Source organism: Marinomonas dokdonensis (genome assembly GCF_052747885.1).
Window position 1 is genome coordinate 301,268 of record NZ_JBRAND010000002.1, and the last position, 18,872, is coordinate 320,139.

The 18,872-nt window shown below is 45.4% G+C and carries 17 protein-coding genes; 6 read left to right on the top strand and 11 right to left on the bottom strand.

The genetic code is table 11. The annotated features are described in order from the left end of the window. Positions 1-38: 38 nt before the first annotated feature. From ACUM5Y_RS05885 to ACUM5Y_RS05920, 8 genes are all read right to left on the bottom strand, one after another. Positions 39-353 carry a DUF3301 domain-containing protein gene (locus tag ACUM5Y_RS05885; protein ID WP_445975941.1) on the bottom strand — a complete coding sequence of 105 codons (315 nt, stop codon included), beginning with the start codon at positions 351-353 and terminating at the stop codon, positions 39-41. Between the two features lie 258 nt (positions 354-611). Continuing rightward, positions 612-1,148 (bottom strand): flavodoxin, encoded by a 537-nt coding sequence (locus ACUM5Y_RS05890; protein WP_445975942.1) that lies wholly within the window; start codon positions 1,146-1,148, stop codon positions 612-614. A 20-nt stretch (positions 1,149-1,168) separates the two neighbouring features. Then, on the bottom strand, positions 1,169-2,044 hold the full coding sequence (locus ACUM5Y_RS05895) for a helix-turn-helix domain-containing protein (RefSeq protein ID WP_445975943.1): 876 nt from the start codon (positions 2,042-2,044) through the stop codon (positions 1,169-1,171). 119 nt (positions 2,045-2,163) lie between these two features. Continuing rightward, complete coding sequence (locus ACUM5Y_RS05900) at positions 2,164-3,537, bottom strand: sigma-54-dependent transcriptional regulator (RefSeq protein ID WP_445975944.1); 1,374 nt, start codon at positions 3,535-3,537, stop codon at positions 2,164-2,166. Position 3,538: 1 nt separating this feature from the next. Beyond that, positions 3,539-5,611 carry a sensor histidine kinase gene (locus tag ACUM5Y_RS05905; protein ID WP_445975945.1) on the bottom strand — a complete coding sequence of 691 codons (2,073 nt, stop codon included), beginning with the start codon at positions 5,609-5,611 and terminating at the stop codon, positions 3,539-3,541. Positions 5,612-5,661: 50 nt separating this feature from the next. After that, positions 5,662-6,612 (bottom strand): AEC family transporter, encoded by a 951-nt coding sequence (locus ACUM5Y_RS05910; RefSeq protein ID WP_445975946.1) that lies wholly within the window; start codon positions 6,610-6,612, stop codon positions 5,662-5,664. Positions 6,613-6,635: 23 nt separating this feature from the next. Then, positions 6,636-7,313 carry a response regulator gene (locus tag ACUM5Y_RS05915; RefSeq protein WP_445975947.1) on the bottom strand — a complete coding sequence of 226 codons (678 nt, stop codon included), beginning with the start codon at positions 7,311-7,313 and terminating at the stop codon, positions 6,636-6,638. Between the two features lie 18 nt (positions 7,314-7,331). Beyond that, positions 7,332-8,741: an ATP-binding protein gene (locus ACUM5Y_RS05920; RefSeq protein WP_445975948.1), complete on the bottom strand. Its 1,410-nt coding sequence runs from the start codon at positions 8,739-8,741 to the stop codon at positions 7,332-7,334. A gap of 218 nt (positions 8,742-8,959) precedes the next feature. On the opposite strand from ACUM5Y_RS05920, the gene yihG reads away from it, so the two are divergent. The 3 genes from yihG (at position 8,960) to ACUM5Y_RS05935 (ending at position 11,030) form a co-directional block, all read left to right on the top strand. After that, a complete protein-coding gene (gene yihG, locus ACUM5Y_RS05925; RefSeq protein ID WP_445975949.1) occupies positions 8,960-9,865 on the top strand; it encodes a 1-acylglycerol-3-phosphate O-acyltransferase, YihG family in 906 nt (301 codons plus the stop codon). A gap of 149 nt (positions 9,866-10,014) precedes the next feature. After that, a complete protein-coding gene (locus tag ACUM5Y_RS05930) occupies positions 10,015-10,731 on the top strand; it encodes a YebC/PmpR family DNA-binding transcriptional regulator (protein ID WP_445975950.1) in 717 nt (238 codons plus the stop codon). 113 nt (positions 10,732-10,844) lie between these two features. Beyond that, on the top strand, positions 10,845-11,030 hold the full coding sequence (locus tag ACUM5Y_RS05935; RefSeq protein ID WP_445975951.1) for a DUF1289 domain-containing protein: 186 nt from the start codon (positions 10,845-10,847) through the stop codon (positions 11,028-11,030). 8 nt (positions 11,031-11,038) lie between these two features. Here the strand turns inward: ACUM5Y_RS05935 and ACUM5Y_RS05940 are convergent, their stop codons facing one another. After that, complete coding sequence (locus ACUM5Y_RS05940; protein WP_445975952.1) at positions 11,039-12,259, bottom strand: glycosyltransferase; 1,221 nt, start codon at positions 12,257-12,259, stop codon at positions 11,039-11,041. A gap of 159 nt (positions 12,260-12,418) precedes the next feature. Here ACUM5Y_RS05940 and fabV point away from each other — a divergent pair, with 159 nt between their 5' ends. Continuing rightward, complete coding sequence (gene fabV, locus ACUM5Y_RS05945; RefSeq protein WP_445975953.1) at positions 12,419-13,621, top strand: enoyl-ACP reductase FabV; 1,203 nt, start codon at positions 12,419-12,421, stop codon at positions 13,619-13,621. Positions 13,622-13,725: 104 nt separating this feature from the next. Beyond that, positions 13,726-14,283, top strand: a complete 558-nt coding sequence (locus ACUM5Y_RS05950; RefSeq protein ID WP_445975954.1) for a hypothetical protein — start codon at positions 13,726-13,728, stop codon at positions 14,281-14,283. Between the two features lie 55 nt (positions 14,284-14,338). Here the strand turns inward: ACUM5Y_RS05950 and ACUM5Y_RS05955 are convergent, their stop codons facing one another. Together ACUM5Y_RS05955 and ubiG are read right to left on the bottom strand one after the other, a co-directional pair. Further along, a complete protein-coding gene (locus ACUM5Y_RS05955) occupies positions 14,339-15,082 on the bottom strand; it encodes a YciK family oxidoreductase (RefSeq protein WP_445975955.1) in 744 nt (247 codons plus the stop codon). 21 nt (positions 15,083-15,103) lie between these two features. Beyond that, positions 15,104-15,826: a bifunctional 2-polyprenyl-6-hydroxyphenol methylase/3-demethylubiquinol 3-O-methyltransferase UbiG gene (gene ubiG / locus ACUM5Y_RS05960; protein ID WP_445975956.1), complete on the bottom strand. Its 723-nt coding sequence runs from the start codon at positions 15,824-15,826 to the stop codon at positions 15,104-15,106. Between the two features lie 323 nt (positions 15,827-16,149). Between ubiG and gyrA the strand changes: the two genes are divergently transcribed. Beyond that, positions 16,150-18,816, top strand: a complete 2,667-nt coding sequence (gyrA, locus tag ACUM5Y_RS05965) for a DNA gyrase subunit A (protein ID WP_445975957.1) — start codon at positions 16,150-16,152, stop codon at positions 18,814-18,816. Positions 18,817-18,872 lie beyond the last annotated feature (56 nt).

Below are 18,872 nucleotides of genomic sequence, written 5' to 3' on the forward strand. Positions count from 1 at the left end.
CATCCCTGAAAAATAGGTGATTTTTGCATTATAGGAAATTAAAAATGATGAGGGCTAACCCAAATGTCGGTTTGATAATTTCCAACATAAGTAATGGTTCCAGAATAGCGAGCCATGCCAGTAGAGGTGAATTCAAATTGGTAAATACGCTTAATACAGGGTTGACCATATTGCCATGTTGGTCGCCATTGCTTTCCAGCAACACTGCCATCAAGCAATTGTAGGTTAAGGTTTTTACAATGCTGCTTGGCCGCCTGTAGGGCTCTTTCACGTATGCTAGCGTTACGCCACCAAAAATAAATAGCACAAGCTAAACAGAGAATGATAACCAGGTCGGAAAGTTGTAGATTCATTATTCGATCTCAAAACGCAGTCAGTCTCTATCATAACTAACTTGTCGTTAAGTCACTACTAAGAATAAGTTCTGCACTTATAGAAAATACGTGGCTACTCCCAAGCAGGAGAGAAAGGAGGAGTAGCCACGGTCTTCACGCAAAAGGCAAATGTTATAATGATCGCATTGTGTTCGGTTAAATTTGGTCATTCGGGGCAGCGAATGAGTGGAAATCCAAATTGAGTCAATAACCTAAGCAATGGCCAGTCAGTGATCATTATGCCAATTCAACAGCCTTTTCAGCGTAAAGTTGGATGACCCACTGTTCAACACGTTGATCAGTTAGGTCGAATTGTTGGTCTTCATCTATCGCAAGACCGACGAAATGTTCTTTATCTTTTACACACGCTCTAGACGCTTCAAAATCATAACCTTCAGTTGGCCATTCACCGATAAAGGTAGCGCCTGTCGGCAGGAGTTTTTCGTATAACCAGCCCATGGCATCGACGAAATAATCTCCGTAGCCGAACTGATCACCAAGGCCGTATAAAGCAATGGTTTTATCTTTTAGAGAAAGTTCACTTAGGGCATCGCCTAAATCTTCCCAGTCCGACTGAATACCACCAAAATCCCAAGTTGGAATGCCTAAAATAAGCATGGAATACTGTTCTAATAAACTAGGCTCAATGTCTTTTATGTTGAAGAGTTCAACTTCTTCGCCTAGTTCTTGCCATTGTTTCGCAATTTTTTGCCCAACTTCTTCGGTGTTATTGGTATCGGTGCCATAAATAAGGGCGATTGACGATTGCTCCATTGGTGCTGTGTTCCTACTACTTAATGAATTTGTTTGTATTGCTGGCTGGTAACGCCAAATTGTTGCACAAATGCGGCTTCAAACTGGGCTTCGGAAAAACCACTTTGAGCCAGTACATGATCTTTTGCTGTCGGATCCTCGCGTAATAAAGCTGCGGCGAGTTTAATGCGACTGTTCAAGCAATATTGTTCAATAGGCTGACCGACTTGCTGATAAAAGCCGATAGCTAAGGCTTCTTTGTTTAAACCCACGCGTTTGGCTAGTTGAGCCAGATTAAAAGCGTCTTGATTTGGCACTTCCAAAAGGTTTTGGGCTTGGAAGAGCTTACCTTGACAGTCTGGGCATTCGGCCAAATGGCTAGCCATTTGCAGTTGCTCGATCAAGCTGAAAATTAAGGTGTAAAGGTGTCCCGCTAGGCTAATGGAATGCCCAGAGTGGTCTAAAATGTCCTGACAAACCTTAGCTGTCTTGTGAGTGAAGGCAAGATTGATCACCCCTGATTCTGGTGCCAGCTTTTCACCCATGGCGACAAAATGCTGAATGATCTGTTCTTCAGTTTCCCCTAACACACCAGCAAGGTGCTCGCAGCTAATATGAACTTGCAATAAACTGCGTTGCTCATTTTCAGCCATCACAAAGTCACCACTGATGTCTCGTGGCTGATAGCAAATCTGTACGGAAGTTACGTCATTGACGCTGCGAATAGCTTGTTTGCCTGCAAGCGTAAAATACAGACCTTTACGGGCGCTCTCGTTGAACGAAATAGCGGTTTTACTGTGAATGTGCTGATCAATAAGTTCAAGGTTGGGTAGCAAAGCGACATGCTTTTTATGACCAGCTAAGCAATGGCGTATGCTGCTGTTCACTTGCCCTTGCTTGTCATATATATCGTGCATATTAAAGTGCATCTCTTGTGTCCCGTAACTTGATAATGGTTATCATTAAAAAGTATTTATGGGTTTGATGCAAGTGATTCTCATTAATTTCTTTGCAAATATTTTGTCAGTCGCTGAGGCTACTCTAAATAGTCTGCACGATTCAGTCCGTATTTCTGCATTTTTTGATTAAGTGTGCGTCGAGGGAGCTGTAAATGCCCTAAAACAGCTTGGATGTTGCCTTTTTGCAAACGAATGCTGCTTTCAATAAGGCTGCGTTCGAACTCTTGGACTTTAACGCTAAGAGGGAGTGGGCTTAAAGTATCCACATCATCCTGAGCTTGGTAGCCGGCCAATATTTTTGCCACACTGGTGTTGGGCTCTAATGCGTAGCGTAGTGCCACATTTCGCAATTCTCGAACATTACCAGGCCAGCCATAGAGGGTAAGGGTTTCATGATCAATGGGGCTAAGAGGTTTAAAGTTACCGCCACGCTCTTCGGCCGCAAGACGACCAAAATGCTCAAACAATAGGGGAATATCGGCGCCACGATGGCGTAAATCCGGTAGATGGATTTGTGAAACGTTTAAGCGAAAAAATAAATCTTGGCGAAAGTCTTCGAGAGTTTGTAAATCATTCTTGGCGGCAGCGACTACTCTAAGGTCGATCTCAATCGTATTGTTGCTACCAATACGCTCTAGTTGATTTTCCTGCAACACTCGAAGTAATTTGATTTGCATGGGCAGTGGCATGCTTTCTATTTCGTCTAAAAAGAGCGTGCCACCACTGGCATGTTCCAATTTACCGACCCGTTGCTTGCTTGCGCCGGTAAAGGCCCCAGCCTCGTGACCAAATAACTCACTTTCAAACAAGTCACTGGGAATGGCTGCACAGTTTATGGCGACAAAAGGTTGCTTGGATCTTGGGCTACAGTCGTGGAGGGCTTTGGCAACCAATTCCTTACCGCAACCGGTTTTTCCATAGACAATGACATGGGTGTCCATGCCTGCAAAGGTTTGAATTTGATGACGAACACGAATCATTTGGTCGTCTTGGCCTATGATGGTTTGTTCCAAGCCGTGTAATTCGCCTAAATACAGAGATTGGTTAGCCTGCTGATACTGCATTTTTCTAAGATGAATGGCTTTTTCGACCGTTTGGGTTAAACGGTTAGGGTTGAACGGTTTTTCAAGGAAATCAAAAGCTCCGTCTCGCAAGGCGTTCACGGCGGTGTCTACATCCCCATGGCCTGTAATGAGCAAAATAGGCAGGTCTTTTTCTAACTTTAAGCATTCGTGCATCAGGGTTAAGCCATCGATAGGGCTCATGCGGATATCGCTGACAATAATACAAGGTAAACCGGCTGAAAATTGCTCTAGCAGTGTTTGGCCGTCTTGAAATTCCCGCACATCATAACCAGACAGGCGTAACCATTGGGCTGTCGTTGAGCGGACAATGTCGTCGTCATCTAAAAGCCAAATTTCTATAAGAGTATCCGCTGTTTTTGTGGTCATGTTATGCCTTTAGCAGTGTGAGTTTAAAGGTCAGTTGTGCGTTGTCACTAAGGGTCGCACTGAGAGTGCCATTCATGTCTTTTGCAAGGTTGGCGCTAATGGCCAAGCCTAGCCCTAAGCCTTTGCCAATGGGTTTGGTGGTATAAAAGGGTTCGAACAAATGCGCCAATTTGTCTTTCTCAATACCGCCACCATTATCTGTATAGGATAGCTGGATTGCCCCTTCATGGGTGCTGGTTTCCATGCTGATGCTAGGAGAAATACCACGCTCATGACAGGCCTGTAAGGTATTGCTAATCAGGTTTGCTAGAATGCGTTCCAACCTTGTGGGTTCAGCCATGACAAAAATGTCATCGTTTAATTGAAGGTGCCATTGAATATTTTCTGTAGTTTCTCCAAGACTTTTAATGGCCTTATTTAAACAGTCGAGGAGTGAGGTTGGGCTCAACTGCTCAGGTCTTCTATAAGCCAGCACTTTCAGCTCACTGGTGAGATCCTGCATTCTGTTGACCAGAGATTCGAGATCGTTAAGCGTCTTGATGGCCTGCTCAGTTTGTTCTCTTTTCAATAAGAGTTCAGCAGTGAAGGCAAGGGTTCGAATGCCCGTAAGAGGTTGGTTTAATTCGTGGGCTATTGCGGTAGACATTTGGCCAATGGCTGCCAGTTTTTCGGTGCGTAGTAATTCTTTCTGGGCTTTTTCTAACGCCAAGGTTCTTTCCAAAACTCTTTCTTCTAAACGACTATTAACTTCTTTTAACCTAAGCTCTGCCAGTTTTCGCTTACTGATGTTAATGAGAGTGACTAGGTAGCCTTGGGACGCACTCCATTCCAGTGACGATATGGAAAGTAGGGCGGGGAAGGTTTCACCATTGTCCTTTTGCAGTATGACTTCTTGTTCCAAAAAGTGGTTCTGGTCAATTTGTTGATGGGATAACTGTTCAATAAAGCTTAAGGCAGCACTGTTTTCTTCACGGAGAGGTAACAGGTCATGTAGTGACTGGCCTTCAAGTTGGGTCTGGTTGCCAAAGTAGCGCATGCCCATCGGGTTAACGAAGGATATTTTGCCCTGACAGGTGAGCTGTAATAAGCCTACATGGGTCTTTTCTATCAGTACTCGTTGTAACTGTGCGCTTTTAGCGATGAGAGCTTCATTCTCCAGTTTAGAGGCAATTTTTAACGATCGCTCACGACGGTAAAGCCAGAATACAAAAATAAGAATACAGATACCAAGGCTTGTGAAAGCAATGTTTTGGGCGGTTTTTTCAATGCTTTTAAGGCCAGAAAAATAGTGAATCTGCCATTTTAGATCATCCAATATGACGTTTTGCAGCAGGTAGTTTTCATCATTGTAACGATAGGTTTTGGCGCGGGTAAAATTTAGGAACTCAACATCTTTAGCCTCTTCAAACCAGTGCAGGTTAAAGGCGTTATTTAAGCGATTGGCAAGAAAAACTAGGTTGTTCTTATCCGTCATAATGACAAGATCCCCAGAAAGGCTCCAGCGCTCAATAATTTCACTGACGTTAATGCGAACGGCCACCGCCCCACTGAGACCCTTTTGGGTATAAACAGGCGCAAGTACAAGGTGTACCGCTTCGCTTAAGGTTTGATTGTAGCCAGAGACAAGGATGGGTTCTCCCTGCTGTTCTTGAAGAATGTTTGCTAAGTATTGATCATCAAAGTAGTCGTTAAGTTTGAAGTTTGGGCTTTGCTCACTGGATAGTAGTAGCTTGCCTTGCTTGGACAAGATTAACCAGTCGCGGGTTTTGGAAACATGAGTTAAATCTTCTAGGTGACGCTGTAGTAATTGGCGAGTGTGATTTTGTTCGTAGGGCGCTTCCATAAAGGCCAATAAAGTCGCGTTATCCGCTAAGGCATAGGGAAGAATTCGATAGTTTTTAAGCTCATTGCGTAGCTCAATCACATAATCCAGCAAACGGTTTTGACCGTTAGCATGGCGTTCAATGATTAGGCTTTGGTAGGCGAGGGTGTTAACACACCAATATAAGATAGTAAGTACGAGTAAGCCAAGGGGGATAGAAAGAAAACGTTGTCTACGAAGGAGCTTGTTCAAAAGTTTGATCCGTTGCAAAAAAGGTCGGCACCCAGCCTACTGACTAGGTGCTACATTAAATTTAAGCCACGTAACAAGGTAACGCCAATACTAGTGGTTAGCAAGGAAGCAATCGTGGTTAGAACAATTATATTGGCGGCCAGTGCAGAGTTACCATTGATTGCACGAACCATGACATAGCCTGCCGATGCAGAAGGTGCAGAGGCCATTAAGAAAAGCACGCCAAGCTCCATGCCTCGGTAACCTAGCCAGTAACCCCCTAGGGTGAGGACAATAGGGATGAAAATCAATTTACCTGTGGCGGCCAGAGCCGCTACGAAAATATCGTTCTTTAACTCACTAAAACGTAAGGATGCCCCAGCACATAACAAGGCTAAAGGTAGAGTCATTTGGCCGAAGTAATTGCCTGTTTTCAGTAGGGTGCTTGGTAAAGTTAGGCCGCTGGCTGAAAACGCTAGCGCTGCGATAATGGCAATAATTAACGGGTTTTTAGCAAGGCCCTGAATTGTTTTGAGAAGGCTTTTATTCGTTCCCATTGCCCGATTAAGGGTGATAACAGACAGCACATTGAAAAGCATGGTAACACCTCCTAAATAGATAGAGGCGATGGAAAATACCTCATCTCCATAGGCGTTAACACAGTAGGCAAGGCCAATGATGCCCATATTTGAACGAAAGGCCCCTTGCACAAAGACCCCGCGATCAGTTTTCTCTTTCACCCAGTGATTGGCAAAAAGCTCAAGCAATAGGTAGGTGACCAGCACCGCCAGCATGGCGTAAATAACTAATGAGAAATTAGCGTTTTGATCCAGACTGGTTTTAGAAATGCTAATAAATAGTAGGGCAGGTAAGGTAACGTTAAAAACCACCTTAGAGGCACATTCAATGAAATTATCATTGATGATACGTAACCTATACAGCACAACCCCCAGCGCAATAATGATGACGATGGGGGCAGTGATGGAGAAGGAAAACGCTAGAACGTCAAAAAAGTTACTCAAGCTGTTAGCCTACTAATATAGCGTTAGTCGTTGTTTTCGAAGCGGTAACCTGCACCGTATACAGAGTGAATAACATTCAACTCAGGGGCAACCGCAGAGATTTTCTTACGCAGTTTTTTGATGTGGCTGTCAATCGTACGGTCACTTACTACACGGCTGTCAGCATAAATGCTCTTCATAATTAAATCACGACCGAAAACACGGCCCGGCTCTTTAATGAGAAGTTGCAATAGTTGGAATTCTACCGTCGTTAGGTCGATCAGTTCGCCTTTGTAGGTCGCGCGTAAACGGTCTACGTCTAGGTCGAAACCATCGGTACGTGGTGATTCGGTTTGGTCAAGTTGTACGCGACGCAAGTTGGCTTTAACTCGAGCAACAATTTCACGTGGGCTGAAAGGTTTGCACACATAATCATCTGCCCCCATTTCTAGGCCGATTAGACGATCAATCTCTTCGGCTTTTGCTGTCACCATAATGATGGGCACACCACTGAATTGACGAACCTGCTTACACACTTCGATGCCGTCTAAACCCGGTAGCATAAGGTCTAGTAGAATAAGGTCAACTTGGTTGTTCTTAACATAGTTTACAGCGAGATCGCCACGGTCTAGGTGGTGATTATCGTATCCCGCTTGTGTCAGATAGGCTGACATTAATTCGGCTAATTTTGGTTCGTCTTCAATAATGAGTACATTGCTCATAATAATTATACTTCCATCTTAATTAATAGGGAGTTCGATTCTTATGCCTAGACCATTATCAGGTGAGTGATAGGCACTAATTTTACCTTGATGACCTGCGACAATTTTAGAACATATTGCCAGACCAAGGCCACGACCACCAGTGGCACGGTTACGAGAATTCTCAATTCGGAAGAAAGTGTCGAAGATTTTTTCTTTGTTTTCTTCACTCACGCCAGGGGCGGAGTCTTCAAAAAGAATCACGGCAGTTTTCTGAACTTTACTCAGAGTAACCGTTAATTTACCCGGCGCATCGGTGTATTTTAGGGAGTTATTCATCAAATTAACAAATAACTGATAAAGCCTGTCCGTATCACCATTAATGGTAATGGGATTGCGGCCATTGGCTTTCATGGACACTTCTAAGCCCGCTTCGTTGAAAGGCAACACCATGGACTGCACGGCACTTTCAATCAGTTCATTGAGGTTGGTTGGCTCCATGCTGTAGTCAATGCTGCCAAAATCGTGCATAGAAAGCTGGTTTAAGTCGTCGATAAGACGCGCCAAGTGCAGGGTTTCTTGTTGCAGCGACCCTAAACTCTCTGGTGTAACGGGAATGATGCCATCTTGCATCGCTTCAATTTCACCGCGCAATATTGCCACAGGGGTGCGTAGTTCGTGGGCGGTATCGGCAATCCAGCGTTTACGAGCTTCACGAGTGTTTTCCAGTGCGCTCGCCAGATGGTTAAAATCACAACTAAGGTGAGACAGTTCATCTGAGCCTTTCACTTCGATACGAGTTTCAAATTGACCCGCCGCTAGTTTTTTCGTGGCATCTCGCATCACACATATGGGGCGGCTCAGCCACTGGGCTAGAGGCCAAGTGAGTAGCGCAGCTATGGTCAGCATGAAGGCAGAGATCAGTAAGAAGGCCTCACCCTGTTGGCGCACGAAGCGCAGGGTTTGGTCTTGGATCAGCTCTTTGATTGAGCGCAAGCCAACGTAACCAACCACTTCTTTATTAACCACAACGGCTTGAGTTTCAGCGTCTTGGAACTTGGTAACACCGATAATAGGCTGCTTGTCATGGTCAAACAAAAGGAAGCGCTTACGGTAATACTGGGACGGATAAATCATGTCCAAATTAGGCGTGCGTGGTGGTGGCGCTAGGCTGTTGTAGTTTTCAAGTTTGGCTTGAATCCAATCCTTTTCCATTTCGTGCTCACGAATAAGAAAAGCCCAGCTGTTGTAATAGTGGTAAAGGTTGGCAGACCGGTTGGACATCTGAGAAAGAAAGTCGCGGTCACGCTCTGTTGCATAAGACACAAAGCCACGATCGAAGCTCCACTGAAATACCTGCCACATAGAGCCGATCAGTAAAATGTTGCTTAGTACAAACACCAGAAAGAGTTTATGGCGTATTTTAAACCCTTTGGCAATCGACATCATTTCAGTGTGTTTCCTATGGTCTTTGGTCCGCGAATTGAACGGGATTTATTAAGTGAGTGGCCAAGCTTATTAAGTGTTTGACTTTTAGCCAATTTTATCAGGCCACTATAGCGCTTTTTAGTGAAACATGGCTATGCCTTTCTGGTGTAAATAATGAGGATTTCCAATCCTTTAAGGCCTTTAGTACTATGGTCGAAAATATAAAAAGTAGGCGAATTATGTCCGGTGTTTTTGTTCTTCGAGGTTTGGTGGCAGGCTTAATATTGGTGCTAAATACCTTGTTTTGGTTTTTGCCCATTATGTTATTGGCAGTGATCAAAGTTGTTCTTCCTTTTAATCTTATCCGAGTTCCTATTAATAAAGTGCTAGATGCCTTTGCGACTGGATGGATAACCATTAACAGTGTTTCTCAGCGTTTGCTCGGCTGCAGCCATTTGATGGTCAGTGGCGGTGGTAAGTTAGATTTACAAGGCTTTTATATGGTGACAGCGAATCATCAGTCTTGGGTGGATATTTTAATCCTACAGCGGGTTTTTAACCGTCAAATTCCATTTATCAAGTTTTTCTTAAAGCAGGAATTAATCTGGGTGCCTTTTATTGGTCTTGCTTGGTGGGCATTAGACTTTCCTTTCATGAAACGTTATAGCCAAGCACAGCTCAAGAAGCGACCAGAGTTAAAGGGTAAAGACATAGAAGTGACTCGAAAGGCCTGTGAGAAATACCAGCATGCTCCGGTTGCCATTATGAATTTCTTGGAAGGCACTCGTTTTACCCAACTTAAACATGAACAGCAGGCGAATGAATTTCAAGCCCTATTGAAGCCCAAAGCAGGGGGGCTATCCTTTGCTCTTTCCGCCATGGGAGGCAAGCTTCAACAGCTGGTGGATGTGACGATTGTTTACCCCGCTGGTATCCCGAATATGTGGGATTACCTTTGTGGTCGGGTATCTCAAGTGAAGGTTCATATTCGATTGCTGCCCATTGATAACGAGTTGTTGGGTGACTACCAGCAGGATGCAGAATATCGAGCCAAGTTTCAGGCTTGGGTAAATAGTCTCTGGCAGGAAAAGGATCAGAGGATTCAGTTAATGTCAGAAGGTGTGGGCAAAGCTGGCTCTAACTGAGGGTGCTTTGCGTGGTATTGGCCTTACAGGGCGATTTTGTTGCAGTGACTTAATGCTTTTATGGTCTTTATCTAGGTCAGGCAGTTCCTTCTTTTGGGGTGACACGTTAGAATTGCTGCTTTCAAAAATGAATAGAATAGGAAAACGTAATGGGCAGAGCCTTTCAAAACCGCAAAGAGTCCATGGCAAAAACCTCTGATCAAAAAGCCAAGGTGTACAGTAAATATGGTCGTGAGATCTACGTATGTGCTAAATCGGGTGGTATAGACCCTAATGGTAACCTTGCTTTGCGCGGCATGATTGAACGTGCGAAAAAAGATCAAGTGCCAACTCATGTTATCGAAAAAGCCATAGATAAGGCGAAAGGCGGTGGCGGAGAAGATTTTGATACGGCTCGCTATGAAGGTTTTGGCCCAGGCAACACCATGGTGATTGTGGACTGTTTGTCCGACAACCCAAACCGTACTTTTGGTGATGTGCGTACCTGTTTTAACAAGGTGAAGTGTAAAATCGGTACCCAAGGTAGTGTGAGTCATATGTTTGACCACAGTGCTATTTTGGTCTTCTCTGGAGATGATGAAGAAGCGGTACTGGAAGCCTTAATGATGGCGGATGTCGATGTCACAGACATTGAGTTAGATGATGGTAAGGTAACGGTTTTCGCTCCTAACACAGAATACAACAAGGCAAAAACCGCTTTACTAGATGCCTTCGGTGAAATGGAATTTGATGTGGATGAAATTCAGTTTGTACCACAGAATACCCTAGAAATTAGTGGTGAAGACGTTGAGCAATTTGAGCGTTTCTTAGATTTATTAAATGATCTAGACGACGTTCAGCGCGTATACCATAACGCTGAATTCTAAGGGATTTAGCATTATCATCACGCCCCGATAGACGTTATCTGTCGGGGCGTTTTGTTTTTTTAAAGCTGACGGCACGTGGTCGTGAATGCTTGTTTTTCATCTAGGTGTTTGCCATGAAGAAGACCGTAAAGTCCCCCTGCGTGAACCTATGTTCATTAAATGATGAGGATATCTGTATAGGTTGTTTTCGTACTGGTCAGGAGATTACCCGCTGGGGGCGTTTAACCCAGCGAGAGAAACGTGATGTGTTAATTAAAGTGCGCAAGCGTGAGTCTCAAAGTCCGTTTGTGAGTAAATAATACCCTCGTTACTTGTTCTTCAATTCTATCCATTGAGACATATATTGGCTGCTTTTCAAACTGTGGTGTCTTAGCATGCTTCCCCAAAAATGGCGTTTGCGCAAAGCGTCCTTCAGTTTATATTGATTTTCTAATCGACGGATAAGAATAGGTTGCCAGTGGCTGGCTAAATAGCGCTGGGAGAGGATTTGTGTGCCGTTGTATTGCATGAGCTCCCAGCTGGTTTTGTCTTCGTAAAGGGAAACCGCTGCGTTACAAAACTCTCGGGCATCGTCTGTAATCACACCGTTCCAAGGTAATAGTCCGTGCATGGACTCCGCTCCCACCTTAGTCGTGATGCTGGGGGTACCCATTTGCATGGCTTCTACTAGCTTGCCTTTAATACCCGCGCCAAAGCGTAAGGGTGCAAGACAAATTTTTGCTTCTTGCATGACTGTCAGGGCATCTTTGGCCCAGCCCTTGATCAGAAAGCCTTGTTTTGGGTTGTGCAATTGCGTGGCTTTCGGAGGAGGGTAGGCGCCATAAATGTGGAGCTCCGCTTGTGGGAGTTGTTGGCGAATCATTGGCCAAAGGGTGTTTTTAAGGTGTAGCACCGCATCCCAATTGGGAGCGTGGCGAAAGTTGCCAATGGTAATAAAATGCTGGCGGTCTTCAAAACTGGGTAATGTGTCCAGGCTTTGCGGAGTCGGTAGCATGAAGGGCAAATGCAGTAGGTGACTTTCAGGGACGTGAAATTTATCAATCAGTAATTGTGTTTCAACCTCGGATATCATCAGGGTTAGGTCGCAACGATGAATGGCGGCGACTTCTCGAATGGCCAATTCTGAGTGCAAATCGTCTTCTTGAAACTCGCGATTCTGCTTCAGGGCGTTATGTCGGGCATTCCTTAATGAGTGTAAATCCTCAGTATTCAGTACTCGCAAGGCTTCTGGGCAATGTTTTTCTACTCGCCAAGCAAATTGCTCTTCCATCATAAAGCGATCAAATATCACCATATCGGGTTTGAGTTGCTGAATAAACTCATCAAAACTGGTGCAGTTTAAATTGATGGAAGTGCTGTGAATGCCCAATGAGGATAGGTCACTCATGTGTTCGGTGGTTTGTGCTGGGCTAGCAAAGGTAACTTGCCAGTCTTGTTGTCTAAAGCATTGCAGTAGCTGCATCATGCGGCTGCCCGCTGCGGAAGAGTTAGGCTCTGGCCAGACGTAACCAATAACAAGTAAATTCACAGGATTCTCTTTAACTGAGGATTTTAATGGCGCAATGTCACGAGAATTGGGACATATTCATCAAGCTATTGTATCATGCCCGATAGATTTGTGTTGCTCTCCCGTCTGGATGGACGTGGGGGTAGGACGTAAGCAAAACATGACGTTGAGAAAAAGATTATGATCATAAAACCTAAGATTCGCGGATTTATTTGTACAACTACTCACCCAGTTGGCTGTGAGCAAAACGTAAGGGATCAGATTGCCTTTACGAAAAGCCAAGGTGTTGTTCAAAACGGCCCTAAGAAAGTACTTGTGATTGGTGCATCGAGTGGTTATGGCTTATCTTCGCGTATAGCTGCGGCCTTTGGTTCGGGCGCGGCAACAATCGGCGTGTTTTTTGAAAAGCCAGGTACCGAGAAAAAAACCGGTACCGCAGGTTGGTACAACTCTGCAGCGTTCGATAAAGCGGCAAAAGAAGAAGGCTTGTACGCCAAAAGCATTAATGGCGATGCTTTCTCAAATGAAGCTCGTGACACTGTGATTAACCTGATCAAAGAAGATCTCGGTCAAGTGGATATGGTGGTTTACTCTTTGGCATCACCTGTACGTAAATTGCCAGACACAGGTGAAGTGATCCGCTCTGTGTTGAAACCTATTGGTCAGCCTTACCGCTCAACCGCCATTGATACCAACAAAGATGTGATCATCGAAGCGGAAATTGAGCCTGCAACAGAAGAAGAGGTTGCGGCAACAACGACTGTTATGGGTGGTCAAGATTGGGAGCTATGGATGTCTGCTTTGAGTGAAGCTGGCGTGTTGGCAGAAGGTGTTCGTACCGTAGCTTATTCTTACATAGGTTCTGATATTACTTGGCCAATCTATTGGCATGGCGCTCTAGGTAAAGCCAAAGAAGATTTGGATCGTGCCGCCAGTGCTATTGATACTCAGTTGGCACCACTTAATGGTGGCGCGAATGTTGCGGTACTTAAGTCTGTGGTTACCCAAGCTTCTTCCGCTATTCCTGTTATGCCTTTGTACTTGGCAATGGTGTTCAAAATTATGCGTGAGAAGAGTTTGCATGAAGGTTGTATGGACCAGATTTACCGCATGTTCTCTGAGCGTTTATACAATGATTGCAACATTGCAGATCTGACTGACGATAACAACCGTTTGCGTCTTGATGATTGGGAATTGCGCGAAGATGTTCAGCAAGCTTGTCGTGATTTGTGGCCAACAATCAATGATGAAAACTTGTTTGCCGAAACGGACTACCAGCTTTACAAAGATGAATTCCTAAAACTGTTCGGCTTTGGTGTGGACGGTGTGGATTACGAAGCAGAAGCTGACCCAGTTGCTGAGTTTGATGTGATTACTCTGTAATACTGGGTATTACTCAATGAAAAGGAGCTGCACAATTTTTGTGTAGGCTCCTTTTTTATTGCCGTGATATCTCTTATAGTGGAAGCATGTTTTCTGAGGTGGCTATGAAAAAGTATCTTTTAGGCTGGGTTTTGTTTTCCACAGGTGTTATCGCCCAAACGGTCGAAGTGCAAACTGTGGATATCATTTATGGGGATCAGATTATTCGTGGTCGTCATCAGGTGGTACTTAGCTCCCCAGAAGAGGTCACCGTGATTCCGGTTGAGCAAACAGCTGGCCCAATTATCGCCCCTAATGTGGTTGTCTCTGCTTCCGGTCAGCAGCTTTCGTATTTGGAAGAGTCGCGATTGGCAGAAAATGAGCAGGCGATTTATGATGAGGTGAATCGTCGAACAGAAGAAAACCCCTTCACGGTACTGTTTACAGGCAGGATTCCAGACGAAATCCAAGAAAAACGTGTGCGCATGATGTCTGATGTGGGGGTCTTTGCTGACCATCTAAACGAAGATAAAGCTAAGGCGGAAGAGCCTGTACAGACGAGCGCTGTAGACCCAGGTGATTTTTCAGAAATAGCGCCGGCCACGGAAGTGCGGCAGCCAGAGACAGAACAAGCTGATCAGCTCTCAGAAGAAGAGCGTCTTGAGCGTTTGATCGGCGGTTAAATAGTTAAGAGAAAGTGAGAAGGCACTGGATAGTTAGGCTATCCAGTGCCTTTTTTTATTGCTGTGCGTCGATGGATTGGCCGTTGGTGCCTTGGCTGTCTTGTCCCATTAGAAAAAGGTAAAGAGGCATGATGTCCTCGGCTGTGGCAAGCGTTAACGGATCTTCATCTGGGTAAGCGTTGGCGCGCATGGCGGTGCGAGTTGCCCCCGGATTAATAGCATTGATACGTGTTTGGCTGCTTTCGGGTGTTTCTGAGGCAAACAGTTGCATCATGGCTTCAGTGGCAAACTTGGAGACAGCATACGCTCCCCAGTTGGGCTTGGCGGTGCGCCCAACCCCAGAAGAGGTGAAAATGATGCGCCCTTGTTCTGCTTTGTTAATCAGTGGCAATAAGGCTTGGGTGAGTAAAAACTGGCTGTGCACATTTACCCGCATGACCTGTTCAAATAGGTTGGGGTCATAGTTCGCGATCGGGGTGCGTTGGCCGAGCAAGCTGGCATTGTGTAGCAGGCCATCTAAGCGGCCGAACTCGGCTTCAATGGTGTTGGCGATCTCCAGAAAGTCGTGCTCAGTGGCGCTTTCTAGATTAAGTGGGATGATGGCCGCTTGTGGGTAGCCTAGCTGATCAATTTGATCGTAGGCGCTTTCAAGCTTTTGCGTGGTGCGGCCAAGTAGAATGATGGTGGCGCCGTGTTGAGCGTAACTAAGGGCGGCGGCTTTGCCTATGCCGTCCCCAGCGCCAGTGATGAGAATGACCTTGTCTTTTAGGAGTGTTTCAGGTGCTGTGTAATCAAACATAATCTCTCCTGATGTGTCGGTTTATTCGGTCTCGGGTCGTTGTGTATGCATCATATAGTTAACAGAGACGTCTTTGTCGTTTAGTTTGTAGATTTTCGTTAAAGGGTTATAGGTAAGGCCTGTCATATGAGTGACTTCTAGGCCAGCGTTGCGGGCGTAGTTGTTAAGCTCGGCAGGTTGGATAAATTTGGCGTAATCGTGGGTGCCTTTAGGTAGCATATTAAGAATGTATTCTGCCCCGATAATGGCAAATAAATAAGCTTTTGGATTACGGTTAATGGTAGAGAAAAAAACGTGGCCGCCAGGTTTGACGAGCTTCATGCAGGCGTTAATGACGGAAGCTGGATCGGGAACGTGCTCGAGCATTTCTAGACAGGTCACCACATCGTATTGAGCGGTTTCACGGTCAGCAATTTGTTCTGCGGTAATGCGCTCATAGTCGACTTCTAAATTGGACTCTTTTAGATGAAGGCGTGCGACTTCTAATGGCGCTTCGCCCATGTCGATACCTTTTACTTGAGCGCCGAACTGCGCTAATGATTCCGATAAAATGCCGCCGCCGCAACCAATGTCGATTACCTTTTTTCCCTCTAATGAAGCGCGCTCGTTAATGTAGTTGGCGCGTAAAGGGTTAATCTCATGCAAGGGTTTGAATTCGCTGTTTTTGTCCCACCAGCGGCTTGCTAGAGCCTCAAATTTAGCAACTTCATCTAGATCTACATTCTTGTTCGCGGCATCTGTCATGTTGATTTTTCCATTGATTTGTTTGTGGGCGTACTGTGTTCGATGTGCTGAATCGCGCCCGTGAATTGTTTGCTGTATTGGTGCAATGGTGAGTTATTGCACCTCATTATAGCGCTATCCAAGGGGGCGACCAACAGTAAACTTGTTTGTCTTAGGTATTTACGAGATGCGCTACGGATTTGTATCACTTAGAAGGATGAGAATTGGTCACAAAAGCACTTAGTGTTAGAGGTTTATTTATTTCATTATGGTACAATGTAGCGCTTATAAAAAAGATATTAGGATGTCTCTCAGACTCCGACGCATAAGGATCGGTTGTATCTATGGGTGAATTAGCCAAAGAAATTATTCCCGTCAGTATCGAAAATGAACTAAAAGGCTCTTATCTAGATTACGCCATGAGTGTAATCGTAGGTCGAGCACTACCAGACGTTCGAGACGGTTTAAAACCTGTACATCGTCGCGTTTTGTTTGCGATGAATGAACTTAAAAACGATTGGAATAAGCCATACAAAAAGTCGGCACGTATCGTTGGTGACGTAATCGGTAAATACCACCCTCATGGTGACTCTGCTGTTTACGATACGATTGTTCGTATGGCTCAGCCTTTTTCCATGCGCTACACCTTGGTGGATGGTCAAGGTAACTTCGGTTCGGTCGATGGCGATAGTGCCGCGGCGATGCGTTATACCGAAATCCGTATGGAAAAGATCTCCCACCATTTGTTGATGGATCTTGAGAAAGAAACCGTTGATTTTGTGCCTAACTATGATGGCACAGAGTTTATGCCAGAAGTTCTTCCTGCACGTGTTCCTGGCTTGCTAGTAAATGGCTCGGCGGGTATCGCAGTAGGTATGGCGACCAATATCCCGCCTCATAATTTAGGTGAGGTAATTGATGGTTGTCTTGCGGTTATCGACAACGCAGATATTTCCATTGAAGACTTGATCGAGCACATACCAGGGCCAGACTTCCCAACAGGGGCCTTCATTAATGGTCGTGCTGGTATTATCGAAGCCTACAAAACTGGCCGTGGTCGTATCTACATGCGTGCCCGCCACCACTTTGAAGATATGGAAAAAGGCAATCGCCAAGCGATTGTGTTTACCGAGATTCCATATCAGCTAAACAAAGCCAAAGTGATCGAAAAAATCGCAGAATTGGTCAAAGAGAAGAAGCTAGAAGGCATCAGTGAATTACGCGATGAGTCTGATAAAGACGGCATGCGTATCGTGATTGAACTACGCCGCGGCGAAAACCCAGAAGTAGTGGTTAACAACATCTTCTCTCAAACCCAGCTTCAATCTGTGTTTGGTATGAATATGGTAGCTTTGGTGGATGGTCGTCCACAGCTGCTAAATCTAAAACAAATCCTAGAGTGTTTTGTTAAACACCGCCGTGAAGTGGTGACGCGCCGTACTATTTTTGAATTGCGTAAAGCCCGTGAACGTGGCCACATTCTAGAAGGTTTGGCGGTGTCTCTCGCCAACATAGATCGTGTTATCGAACTGATTCGCACCTCGCCAACGTCAGCTGAAGCCAAAGAGAAATTGGTGACGGAGTCTTGGCAACCAGGTGATGTGATGGCCATGCTAGAGCGTGCAGGGGCTGACGCTTGTCGTCCTGATGATCTAGACGCTGCCTTCGGTTTTGTGGATGGGGCGTATCATTTGTCTCCAGAGCAAGCCCAAGCGATTTTGGATCTTCGATTGCACCGCTTAACCGGCTTAGAGCATGAAAAACTGCTTGGTGAATACAAAGCCTTGATCGAATTGATCGCGGAGTTGTTAGAAATCCTATCGAACCCAGAGCGTCTAATGGCCGTTATTCGTGACGAGCTAGAAGAAGTACGTGATAGCTTTGGTGATGAGCGTCGCACAGAGATTCTAACCTCACGTCAGGATTTGACCATCGCAGATCTGATCGACGAAGCGCCAATGGTGGTGACTATTTCCAATACGGGTTATGCCAAATCACAGCCTTTGGAAGAGTACCAAGCTCAACGTCGTGGTGGTCGTGGTAAGTCCTCGGCGAGCATGAAAGATGAAGATCATATTGAGCACTTACTGGTAACAAGTAGCCATGACACCATCATGCTATTTAGTAATTTTGGTAAGGTTTACTGGTTGCGTGTTTTCGAAATCCCAGTTGCAAGTCGCAACGCCAAAGGTCGTCCAATTGTTAACCTTTTGCCGTTGAGTGAAGGGGAATCGATTTCTGCCTTGCTACCACTTGTAGCGCCAGAAAAAGAAACCGATAGCGAAGATGCTGATGTTGAACAAGATGAGTCTGGCGAAGAAGCCTCAAGCTACATCTTTATGGCGACAGCAAATGGTACTGTGAAGAAAACCGCCATGTCACACTTTGCTCGCCCGCGTTCAACTGGTCTGATTGCTTTAAGCCTAGACGAAACGGATGAATTGGTTGGTGTGTCCATGACCAATGGCGATAACGACATTATGTTGGTGTCTTCATCGGGTAAAACGATTCGCTTCAAAGAGTCTGATGTGCGTGCCATGGGTCGTACCGCTGCAGGTGTTCGTGGTATTCGCCTTGCGGACGATGCGAAAGTGGTTTCTTTGATTGTGCCTCAAGAAGGGGCTGCGGTACTGATGGCGTGTGAGAACGGCTACGGTAAGCGTACCCTAACGGACGACTTCCCTGTTTACGGACGTGGTGGTCAGGGTGTTATTGGTATTCAGGTGTCTGAGCGTAATGGCCCTGTGGTTGGTGCAACCCAAGTAGATGAAAGTGATGAAATTATCTTGATTACGGATCAGGGCACTCTAGTGCGTACCCGTGTTACAGAGGTTTCTTGTCAAGGTCGTAACACACAAGGGGTAACCTTGATTCGTTTGACCAATGACGAACACCTAGTTGGAGTAGAGCGCGTTGTAGAAGACGACGAGTCCGATGAGGTTGAAGGTGAAGAAGGCGCAGTAGAAAGCAATGATTCTGCTGCACCAGATGCGCAAAGTGATGATGCCTAACAGTGTCGAATGAAAGCGGCGCACCCTAGGTGCGTCGTTTTTCGTTGTAGTGTTTT

Excerpts from the sequence above, each read along its gene's own strand:
- ACUM5Y_RS05950 (WP_445975954.1), top strand. The coding sequence starts at position 13,726 with ATGAAAAAGTATCTTTTAGGCTGGGTTTTGTTTTCCACAGGTGTTATC.
- ACUM5Y_RS05915 (WP_445975947.1), bottom strand. The coding sequence starts at position 7,313 with ATGAGCAATGTACTCATTATTGAAGACGAACCAAAATTAGCCGAATTA.
- ACUM5Y_RS05900 (WP_445975944.1), bottom strand. The coding sequence starts at position 3,537 with ATGACCACAAAAACAGCGGATACTCTTATAGAAATTTGGCTTTTAGAT.
- fabV (WP_445975953.1), top strand. The coding sequence starts at position 12,419 with ATGATCATAAAACCTAAGATTCGCGGATTTATTTGTACAACTACTCAC.
- ACUM5Y_RS05890 (WP_445975942.1), bottom strand. The coding sequence starts at position 1,148 with ATGGAGCAATCGTCAATCGCCCTTATTTATGGCACCGATACCAATAAC.
- ACUM5Y_RS05920 (WP_445975948.1), bottom strand. The coding sequence starts at position 8,741 with ATGATGTCGATTGCCAAAGGGTTTAAAATACGCCATAAACTCTTTCTG.
- ACUM5Y_RS05885 (WP_445975941.1), bottom strand. The coding sequence starts at position 353 with ATGAATCTACAACTTTCCGACCTGGTTATCATTCTCTGTTTAGCTTGT.
- ACUM5Y_RS05930 (WP_445975950.1), top strand. The coding sequence starts at position 10,015 with ATGGGCAGAGCCTTTCAAAACCGCAAAGAGTCCATGGCAAAAACCTCT.
- ACUM5Y_RS05955 (WP_445975955.1), bottom strand. The coding sequence starts at position 15,082 with ATGTTTGATTACACAGCACCTGAAACACTCCTAAAAGACAAGGTCATT.
- yihG (WP_445975949.1), top strand. The coding sequence starts at position 8,960 with ATGTCCGGTGTTTTTGTTCTTCGAGGTTTGGTGGCAGGCTTAATATTG.
- ACUM5Y_RS05935 (WP_445975951.1), top strand. The coding sequence starts at position 10,845 with ATGAAGAAGACCGTAAAGTCCCCCTGCGTGAACCTATGTTCATTAAAT.
- gyrA (WP_445975957.1), top strand. The coding sequence starts at position 16,150 with ATGGGTGAATTAGCCAAAGAAATTATTCCCGTCAGTATCGAAAATGAA.
- ACUM5Y_RS05895 (WP_445975943.1), bottom strand. The coding sequence starts at position 2,044 with ATGCACGATATATATGACAAGCAAGGGCAAGTGAACAGCAGCATACGC.
- ubiG (WP_445975956.1), bottom strand. The coding sequence starts at position 15,826 with ATGACAGATGCCGCGAACAAGAATGTAGATCTAGATGAAGTTGCTAAA.